This window comes from Streptomyces soli (genome assembly GCF_003999195.1).
Taxonomy (GTDB): domain Bacteria; phylum Actinomycetota; class Actinomycetes; order Streptomycetales; family Streptomycetaceae; genus Actinacidiphila; species Actinacidiphila soli.
This window is the reverse complement of sequence record NZ_RJVR01000199.1, coordinates 1-8,044: the sequence shown is the minus strand read 5'-3', so window position 1 is coordinate 8,044 and position 8,044 is coordinate 1. Positions and strand designations below refer to the sequence as shown.

The window sequence follows — 8,044 nt, the reverse complement described above, 5'->3', positions numbered from 1 at the left end:
CGAAGACTCCCTGCTGCCCACCGGCACCTTCGCCGGCAGCCCCGAAGACGCCCTCGACTGCGCCTGCCAACTCCACCTCGCAGCCCCCGACATCTGACGCGTAAATAGAGCCTGGTCAGGGTGGGTGTGGGCAGGGCTGGGTGCCCGGTGGCCGTTGAGGGCCGCCGGGTGTGCGGGGTTTGTCGTCAGGCGGCGTTCTCCCTCGGGTTGAGGGTGACGGTGTAGCCGAGCTGGTTGAGCTGATTGATGGCCCGGCGGGTGGCGCGTTCGGGGTCGCGTTGGGTGAAGTAGGTGCCGCCGAGTTCCTGGTAGGCGACGTTGTCGGTGAGCATGTGCCAGATCGCGGTGATGATCGAGTGCTCGACGGCCACCAGTGCCCTGAGCGGGCCGCGGCGGGCGGTCAGTCGTTTGTAACGGGCCTGCAGATAGGTGTCCTTGGTTCTCACCGCGCCGAACGCGGCGAGGCCGAGTGCCCCTTTGAGATAGGGGTTGCCGGGCCGGACTTTGGTGTTCTTGGTCCGGCCGGCGGACTCGTGGTGGCCGGGGCAGACCCCGGCCCAGGACGCGAGGTGTTTGGCGGAGGCGAAGCGGGTCATGTCCCCGCCGGTCTCCGCGATGATCACTTCCGCGGTGGCCTGGTTGATGCCGGGGATGGTGTCGAGCAGGTCGATGGCGCCGCGAAAGGGCGCCATCGCCTCTTCGATGCGTCCGGTGAGCTGGTCGATCATCGTGGTGAGCTGGTCGTAGTGGTCCAGGTGCAGGCGGGTCAGGAACGCGTGGTGTTCGCGGAAGCGTCCGGTCAGGGCCTCGGTGAGTTCGGGGATCTTGCTGCGGAGCTTGCGTTTGGCCAGGTCCGCGAGGACGCGGGGGTCGGCTTCGCCGCGGATGAGGGCTTCGAGCATGGCCCGTCCGGAGACGCCCATGATGTCGGAGGCGACCGCGGAGAGTTTGATGCCGGTGTCCTCCAGCAGTTTCTCCAGCCGCTGGACCACACGGCCGCGTTCACGGGTGGCGGTGGTGCGGGCGCGTGTGAGGTCGCGTAGTTCGCGGACCGGCTCGGGTGGTACGAAGGAGGGCCGGACCAGGCCGTGGGCGCCGAGCTGGGCAAGCCAGGCCGCGTCCGAGACGTCCGTCTTGCGCCCGGGCAGGTTCTTGACCTGCCGGGCGTTGACCAGGATCACGTTCAAGCCCTCGGACAGCACGTAGTAGAAGGGCTTCCAGTAGTCCGAGGTTGCTTCGATCACCACCAGCGTCACCTGTGCGGCGAGGAGGTGATCGCGCAGGGCCAGGACCGCGTTCGTTGTCGATCCCCACGTCGTGGTCTCGGTCGTGAAGGACCCCCGTCGCTTGGTACTCGGGGTGCGGACGCACGCCTTGGCGTCCTTCTTGCTGATGTCGAGGCCGGCACAGCGTTCGTGCAGCACATCCACGGTCTTGTTCCCTCCCTCTGCGGACAGCCGGGCAACGCCGTTCCGGGAGGGCCAGGGTGAATCAGGAATTCTGACGCACGTGCTTCGCAGCAACACTCCACGGTTCCCGTGGACGGCCCCCAGCACCACGCTGACCTGCGAGCTCGCTGGCATCACAGAGGCATCGGTTTCGGCCGGAACGAACCCCACCATGATCCCGAACCGGCATCACCCCACGTCAGGGCAGACAGAAGCACCTCCGGCGCACACCACAGGATTTACCACGCCCCCGGCGCGCACCGAAGGTGCGCTGGATCGCTGACCAGACGACACACACAACACCGGAGCCGAAGTCAACCCCCGAAGGACTTCGAGCACGGACCACTAAGAACGCGCTCCGACCCGAGCTGAAGGCGTGTCACGCTTTCCTCGACCCCGGCGACACCCTCGTGGTCCCCTCGCTCGACCGCTACGGCCGCTCCCTCCAAGACCTCATCAACATGGTCGCCGAACTGCGCGAGCGCGGCGTCGGCTTCACCTCGCTGCACGAGAACCTGGACACCACCACGCCCAGCGGCCGGCTTGTCTTCCACGTCTTCGCCGTCCTCGCGGTTATCGCACGCGACCGAGGGCGACCTCGACCGCGTCATCGACGTGATCAGGAAGCACCGGAAGACCCTGGCCACCATGGCCGCCGCCGCTGTCACCGTCGGCGCAACCGTCGAGGTGGTCAACATCAGCCCCGCCGCCTACAAGGGCAAGCGCGGCACGGTCACGGCCATCACCGGCAACAACGCCTCCATCAACGTTCGACGCCCAGTCGACCAAGGAACTGCGCTGGGCCGGGAGCCGGAGGATCAACATTCCGGACGGCGTCACCGAGTGGACCGCCCCCGGCTTCCCCCTCACCTGCCTGCGCATCGTCGGCTGACAGCCGATCAGCGTCCCCGCCGGGCCCGGCAAGGCCCGGCAGGGACACCCCGCACCACACCGCCGGCACCACGGCGCCAGCCCCCGCCGGCCCCCAACCCACCAGGAAGGCACCACCATGTCCCAGGCCACCGCCGAGCAGACCGCCGGCACCCCCACCGCCGAAGCCCCCGCGCACTTCAGCACCAGCCACCGCGAACTCACCGACGCCCTCAACCTCGCCGCCCCCGCCATCCCGCCCCGCCCCCCGTCCCGACCATGGGCGCCATCGTCGTCCACGCCCAAGGCCGCACCGTGACGCTGAGCGCGTACGACTACGACTACGACTACGACTACGAAGTCTGCCGACAGCTGCGCGTACGACTCGTGCTCAGCTACTGCCTGCCTGGGAGATCGCCTGGTTCGCTCGTAGGGATCGCGGCGCACGACAGCCTGCCGATCAACGGCACGAACCAGCCCCCCACCCGCTACGAGTTGGACACGTCAGCTCGTATGTGGGTGGACAGATGAGGTCGGATGCTGGCGGCCAGATGGCGCGGACGGTGTGCCGGAGCCACCGCCCAGCCAGAGGCCGAGCGCCAGCAGGAAGACGCCGCCGGCCATCCCGGCGGCCGAGCGGTAGGTGCGCTCGGCGTAGGGCCCGGGCTTGGCGGACTCTCGGAGTCGGAGCTCGTCACGGGGCCGATTGTGCCTGACGGGTGGACTTCCCCCTTCCCGGGCCGGTCAGGACACCGACTTGTCGTAGAACTTGTCCTTCTGCGAGTCGTAGACCAGCTTGCCGTTGGCGTCGTACCCCTTGACCACCGGCGCCTGGGACGGCTGGGCCGTCAGCGTCCCCGAGGTGACGAAGTAGCCGTGGTCTATGAAGGCGTCCTGGGTGGCGCCGCCATATGACACGGTCACCCGGGTGACACCGGGGTCATCGATGGTGCCGAAGTCGGCCCAGTGGTAGGGGAAGGTCCAGGCGCCGATCTGCCGGTAGAGGATGCTGACGTTGGTATCGACGGTGATCGCGCGTGCCGGGGCCCCGTCGCCAATGAATTCGAGGGCGTTGTGTGTCGAGCCGCGGTCCCGGCAGTAGAGGACCGAGTTGTCCTTCGTGGTGCTGACGGCCAGCACACCGGTGCCGCTGCCGCCCTCATTGGCGTTGGCGTCGATCCTCCAGGCGTAGAGGATGCGGTAGTCCGCCAGGCTGGAGGACCATTCGGAAGCGACCGCCATGCCCTCGTACTGGCCGAGGCAGCGAACGAGAGCATCACCCGCCTTCTTCAGGGTCAGCCCGTCCCGGAGCTGCTGGGCGGACTCCGGCGGCTGCGGGCCGGTGGGCGAGGCCGGCGACCCGGCCGTGCTCACGGAGCCGGAGGAGCGGGAGACCGCCGGGGACGACGGGGCGGCGGGCATGGCGGACGTGTGCCTGTCCGGGCTCCAGTTCACGGTGGCCGCCAGAGCTCCGCCGGGCAGGGCGACCAACACCATGAGGCCGGCGCCGACGGCGGCAGCCCGCCGACGCCGGCCGGCCTGTCCCCGTCGGACGATGGCCGAGTACGGCGCATGGCCCGGGGCCAACTGCTCGGCGTCCTCGGTGAGCAGCTCGCGCAGCTTCGCCTCGAAGTCGAAGGGCTTGGGGAAATCAGGGATATCAGGGATATCAGGGAAGCCGTTCTCCGTCATCGCACACCTCCATGGTCCGTCATGGTCATGTGTCGTTCTGCAACGTCCAGTCCCGGGTACGTCCGCAGCTTGGCCAGCCCCTTCGCCGCCTGGCTCTTGACCGTGCCTGCCGAGCAGCCCAGGGCCTGGGCGACCTCGGCCTCCGAGAGGTCGTCCCAGTACCGCAGGACGACCACAGCCCGCTGCCGGGCAGGCAGTCCGGCCAGGGCGTCCAGCAGGACCTGGCGCTGGGCGACCCGGGCCGTCGGATCGGCACTGGCGCTCTCGGGCGGAGTGTCGGTGAGCCGTTCGGCGACCCGGCGTTTTCGGAACCGGTCGCTGTTGCAGCTGACGAGGATCCGGCGGACGTAAGCGTCCGGATTGTCGCTGTGGTTCACCCGTCTCCAGGACCGGTACGCCTTGGCCAGAGCCGTCTGGGCCAGGTCCTCGGCATGGTGCCGGTCACCGGAGAGCAAATAGGCCGTTCGAACCAGGTGGGTCCACCTGGTCCGTACGAAGGACTGGAACTGTGCTTCGTCTTCTGCGTTCATCCACGTACCCCCTCACCCTCCAGACCGCCACTTCTCCGGATCCGGTTGCCCGCATCCCCGGATCCGGTCCGCCCATGCTTTGCCACACCGCTAACTGGACGATGACAGACCGGAATTCGGACGACGTGTACTGCTCACATCGCGCCGAGTCGTGCTTCCAGCCCGTCAAGGACGGCCTGGAGGCCGAACTGGAAAGTGTTGTCGGGCGCGGCGCTGTAGTCGGCGCTGTGGGTGTCCAAGCGGGCGCGCAGTCGGGGGAACTGTGCGGCGATCCGGCGGGCTTCGGTCATGGTGTCGCGGATGGTCTGCTCGGCGTCACTGTCCTCGCGCCGCAGTTTGCGGGTGAGTGAGGCCGCCGCGGCTGGGCCGAGGGCGTTGCCGAGCACGAAGGTGAAGACGGTGGCCGCGGCCTGGTCGGCCGCGGCACCGGCGAATCCGGCGGCCTCGTAGATGGCGAGGAGGTGGTCGTCGTGGCGGGCCTTGCCGGGGCCGGACATCAGGAAGGAGCCGAAGGCCTGCAGCAGCCACGGGTGGCGGGTGAGCATCGCGTACAGGTCGGTGGCCATGGCGGTGGCGGCCGTGCGCCAGTTGACCAGGTCCGGGTCGGGCAGCGTGATCTCGTGCCACACCTGGTCGCTGGCGAGGGCGATGAGGTTGTCCTTGCTGCCCACGTGCCAGTAGACCGCGGTGGCCGCCGAGCCCAGCCGCTCACCCAGTGCCCGCATGTTCAGGCCCTCCAGCCCGTCGGCGTCCAGCAGGGCGATGGCGGCGGTGACGATCTGTTCGCGGGTCAGCGTGTCGCGGGGCATGGACTCACGATAGCCGTCGACTTGCACGGCGTTCAAGAAACCTCTTGCACTGTGTTCAAGTTGTCATTAGCGTTCACTTGAACATAGTGCAAGTCGCTGCGGTGCCCGGTGAACACCCCGGCGTCGTGCGCGAACAACGCTGACCGAGAGGGAATCGAGATGTCACGCGATGCGCTGGCGGAGTTCGTCGAGGCGAAGGCCAAGGAGTTCGACATCCCGGGTGTCGCGGTGGGGGTGTGGGTGGAGGGACGGGAGCTGTTCGCCTGTCACGGCGTGACGAGCATCGACAACCCGCTGCCCGTCGACCGGGACACGCTGTTCGTGCTGGGCTCGGTCACCAAGACCTACACGGCGACCGCCATCATGCGCCTGGTCGAGACGGGGCGGGTCGACTTGGAGGCGCCGGTACGCCGTTACGTCCCCGAACTCCGGCTCCCCGACGAGGACGCGGCAGCGCGGATCACCATCCTGAACCTGCTCAACCACACCGCCGGGCTGGACACCCGGATGGTCTTCGACAGCGGAGACGGAGACGACGCGCTGGCCGGAGAGGTGGCCAAGATGGCCGAGGTGGTGCTGATCGGTCCGGTCGGCGGGCGTGCCTCCTACAGCCAGCTCGGCTACAACCTGCTCGGCCGGGTCATCGAGAACGTCACCGGCCAGACCTACGAGGCCGCCGTCGCCTCACTCGTCTTGGAGCAGGTCGGCCTGGCCAACAGCGTCTTCACCGCCGGACAGGCCATCACCCGCCGGTGCGCCGTGGGCCACAACCTCAGCGAGGGGACGCTCAAGGTCGCGAGGACATGGAAGGGCACGCGCGGCAACAACCCGGGCGGCGGCCTGGCGTCCTCGGTGTCCGACCAGCTCCGCTGGGCCCGGTTCCACCTCGGCGGCGGTGACCTGGCGCGGCGGATGCGAGAGCCGACGGTGGAGCTGCACGGTTCCAACCTCGGTGACGCCGTCGGCCTCGCCTGGTTCCTACGCGACGTGGACAGTGTGCGCACCGCCGGGCACGGCGGATCGGCCAATGGCCAGTTCGCCGACCTGCTGCTGGTTCCGGAGCGGGACTTCGCCGTCGTGGCTGTGTCCAACGCCGGGCCCGACAGCGGTCTGGAGTTCAACCAGGCCGTAGTCCGCTGGGCGCTCGAGCACTACCTCGGCGTGATCGAGCGCGACCCCGAGCCGCTCCCGTACGACCCACAGCGCGCCCAGGAGATCGCCGGGCACTACGAGAACGAATTCATGACACTGATCATCGACACCGACGGTGACACGATGACGGTCGAATGCCGGATCAAGGCGGAGATCCGCGCGGCGTCCGAGACTGAACTGCCGCCGGACCTGCCGCCGGTCGGGCTCGGCCTGCTGCCCGGAAGTGGGGACGAGTACATCGTCACCGGCGGCGGCCTGATCGGCCAGCGCGGTTTCCTCACCCGCGACGCCAACGGCGCCATCATCGGGGCGGACCTGGCCGGACGGCTCTTCAACCGGATTCCGACAACCGCCGAGTGACACCTGACATCTGCCGGAACCCACCGCGGGCGAGGCCGGTGACAGCCTCGCCCGGCAAGGAGACCCACCCCAGCCCCTCCGTCCTCGACGCCCTCGCCCGCGCCCTGCACCTAGGGCCCGTTCTGAATTCAGATCATGAGTTCGACGGTTCGGGCTCCTCGGCTGCGTTGCGGCTGGTAGAAGGAGTCCATGGCGCGCGGCGATCTGACGGACAGTGAGTGGGAGCTGGTCGAGCCGTTCCTGCCGATGGCGGAGACGGGCCCGATCCCTGACCTGCGACGGCAGTTCGACGCGGTCATGTGGCGGTTCCGGGTGGGCAGCCCCTGGCGGGACATTCCCGATCGGTACGGCAACTGGTCCACCATCTACGGCCAGTTCCACTCCTGGGCGCGCAAGGGCGTCTTCCAAGCCCTGATGGAAGGGATGATCACCGAGACCGCCGCGCGTGGCCAGGTCGACCTGTCGCTGGTCAGCGTGGACTCCACCGTCGCCCGCGCGCACCACCACGCCGCCGGGATGGCGGTGGACGCCGAGCTGCTGGAGGAGCTGGAGAAAGCCGCCGCGGAGGAAAAGGGGGTGCCGCGAAGGGACAAACCGGAACAGTAGCTGACCAGAACGGCGACACCGACGACGCGGAGGATGCCGGGCGGGAGGAGAAGCGCCGCCTGCGCCGACGCCGTCGGGCCCGGCTCAAGACAGCCCAGCTGGGGCGCTCGCGCGGCGGATTGACCACGAAGACCCACCTGGCGGCCGACCGGCGCTGCCGTCCGCTGTCCTTCGTACTCACCCCAGGCCAGAGCGCCGACAATCCGCAGTTCACCGCCGTCGTGGACAAGATCAAGGTGCGCGGCCCGGTCGGCCGGCCCCGCACCCGCCCCGGCACGGTCGCCGCCGACAAGGCGTACTCCGCCCGCGGCACCCGCACCTACCTGCGCCGACGCAAGATCAGGGCGGTCATCCCCGAGAAGGCCGACCAGGCCGCGAACCGCAAGAAAAAGGGCGGGCGTGGTGGACGGCCTGTCAGCCATGACGCGGACCTGTACCGCGACCGCAACGCCGTCGAACGCGCCATCAACAAGATCAAAGTGCGACACGAAGCCGCACACGTTAAGTGGGAAAGCCACGAAGGAAGGAGACATGTGCTGACCCCGGATTAGTGTCCAAAATCTGTTCCCGCGCTCAC

At 68.6% G+C, this 8,044-nt stretch carries 7 protein-coding genes and 2 pseudogenes; 5 read left to right on the top strand and 4 right to left on the bottom strand.

Features of this window, described 5'->3' with window-relative positions; all coding sequences use genetic code 11:
• Positions 1-185: 185 nt before the first annotated feature.
• Positions 186-1,430, bottom strand: coding sequence for an IS110 family RNA-guided transposase (locus EFK10_RS19040; RefSeq protein WP_127356891.1), 1,245 nt, complete (start codon positions 1,428-1,430; stop codon positions 186-188).
• A 284-nt stretch (positions 1,431-1,714) separates the two neighbouring features.
• Here EFK10_RS19040 and EFK10_RS19035 point away from each other — a divergent pair.
• The 3 genes and pseudogenes from EFK10_RS19035 to EFK10_RS19025 form a co-directional block, all read left to right on the top strand.
• Positions 1,715-2,005 (top strand): annotated as a pseudogene (locus EFK10_RS19035) (recombinase family protein); the annotation flags it as partial.
• Positions 2,006-2,457: 452 nt separating this feature from the next.
• On the top strand, positions 2,458-2,637 hold the full coding sequence (locus tag EFK10_RS47525; RefSeq protein WP_164836055.1) for a hypothetical protein: 180 nt from the start codon (positions 2,458-2,460) through the stop codon (positions 2,635-2,637).
• On the top strand, positions 2,598-2,849 hold the full coding sequence (locus EFK10_RS19025) for a hypothetical protein (RefSeq protein ID WP_127356889.1): 252 nt from the start codon (positions 2,598-2,600) through the stop codon (positions 2,847-2,849). The genes EFK10_RS47525 and EFK10_RS19025 overlap by 40 nt, the downstream gene beginning before the upstream one ends.
• A gap of 213 nt (positions 2,850-3,062) precedes the next feature.
• On the opposite strand, the gene EFK10_RS19020 is transcribed toward EFK10_RS19025, so the two are convergent.
• The 3 genes from EFK10_RS19020 to EFK10_RS19010 all read right to left on the bottom strand — a co-directional run bounded on the left by EFK10_RS19020 (position 3,063) and on the right by EFK10_RS19010 (position 5,349).
• Positions 3,063-4,010, bottom strand: coding sequence for a hypothetical protein (locus tag EFK10_RS19020; RefSeq protein ID WP_127356888.1), 948 nt, complete (start codon positions 4,008-4,010; stop codon positions 3,063-3,065).
• Positions 4,007-4,540 (bottom strand): SigE family RNA polymerase sigma factor, encoded by a 534-nt coding sequence (locus EFK10_RS19015; protein ID WP_127356887.1) that lies wholly within the window; start codon positions 4,538-4,540, stop codon positions 4,007-4,009. The genes EFK10_RS19020 and EFK10_RS19015 overlap by 4 nt, the downstream gene beginning before the upstream one ends.
• 134 nt (positions 4,541-4,674) lie before the next feature.
• Entirely contained in the window at positions 4,675-5,349 is a 675-nt protein-coding gene (locus tag EFK10_RS19010; protein ID WP_127356886.1) for a TetR/AcrR family transcriptional regulator, read from the bottom strand.
• 159 nt (positions 5,350-5,508) lie between these two features.
• On the opposite strand from EFK10_RS19010, the gene EFK10_RS19005 reads away from it, so the two are divergent.
• Both EFK10_RS19005 and EFK10_RS50400 read left to right on the top strand, forming a co-directional pair.
• A complete protein-coding gene (locus EFK10_RS19005) occupies positions 5,509-6,861 on the top strand; it encodes a serine hydrolase domain-containing protein (protein WP_127356885.1) in 1,353 nt (450 codons plus the stop codon).
• 189 nt (positions 6,862-7,050) lie between these two features.
• Positions 7,051-7,946 (top strand): annotated as a pseudogene (locus EFK10_RS50400) (transposase); the annotation flags it as partial.
• Positions 7,947-8,044: the final 98 nt, after the last annotated feature.

Coding starts and splice junctions, on each gene's coding strand:
- EFK10_RS47525 (WP_164836055.1), top strand. CDS start 2,458: ATGTCCCAGGCCACCGCCGAGCAGACCGCCGGCACCCCCACCGCCGAA.
- EFK10_RS19025 (WP_127356889.1), top strand. CDS start 2,598: ATGGGCGCCATCGTCGTCCACGCCCAAGGCCGCACCGTGACGCTGAGC.
- EFK10_RS19020 (WP_127356888.1), bottom strand. CDS start 4,010: ATGACGGAGAACGGCTTCCCTGATATCCCTGATATCCCTGATTTCCCC.
- EFK10_RS19015 (WP_127356887.1), bottom strand. CDS start 4,540: ATGAACGCAGAAGACGAAGCACAGTTCCAGTCCTTCGTACGGACCAGG.
- EFK10_RS19010 (WP_127356886.1), bottom strand. CDS start 5,349: ATGCCCCGCGACACGCTGACCCGCGAACAGATCGTCACCGCCGCCATC.
- EFK10_RS19005 (WP_127356885.1), top strand. CDS start 5,509: ATGTCACGCGATGCGCTGGCGGAGTTCGTCGAGGCGAAGGCCAAGGAG.